The sequence below is a fragment of the Cupriavidus sp. GW823-FHT06D04 genome (genome assembly GCF_058795055.1).
Genome location: NZ_JBXAHL010000127.1, coordinates 1 through 577 on the forward strand (window position 1 = coordinate 1; position 577 = coordinate 577).

Consider the following 577-nt stretch of genomic DNA (forward strand, 5'->3'; position numbering starts at 1 on the left):
GCACCTGCACGCCACAGAGGGCTTAGGTCGCTGTACCGGTGGCAATGAGCGTGGTTTCCTGATGCACAGCCTGCTGGCAGTCAGTCCAGAGGGGCTGCCGCTTGGGGTGCTGGGCATGAAGACGTGGACACGCGCTGAAGCAACCAAAGGTAGTGCTGCGCAGCGCAAGTCCCGACCCGTCCACGAGAAAGAAAGCGCTAAGTGGATCGAGGGTCTTGCCCATCTGTCTGCGCTGAAGTCGCGCTGTGCACAGACCCAACTGGTAGGGATCGGAGATCGCGAAAGCGATGTGTATGAACTGTTTGCTGCCGAGCGACCAGACGGAGTGGACTGGCTGGTGCGCGCAGCATGGAATCGCTGTGCCCGCCATCCCCAGCGCTATCTCTGGCAAGCGGTATTGGACACCCCTGCGGCAGGTTACACCGAGTTGCTGATTCCGGCCAGAGGTGCACGCACCCTACGCACGGCCCGCCTGACGCTGCGATACGCGCCCGTTCGCCTGCAACCACCTCAGACGCGGGCTGGCTTGCCCGAGCAGAATGTCTTCGCTGTGCATGTCATCGAGGACGAACCGCCC

The 577-nt window shown here is 62.6% G+C and carries 1 pseudogene; it reads left to right on the top strand.

Going from position 1 to position 577, the window contains the following annotated elements:
- Window positions 1-61: 61 nt before the first annotated feature.
- Window positions 62-577, top strand: a pseudogene (locus AC1Q7H_RS39885) (IS4 family transposase); the annotation flags it as partial.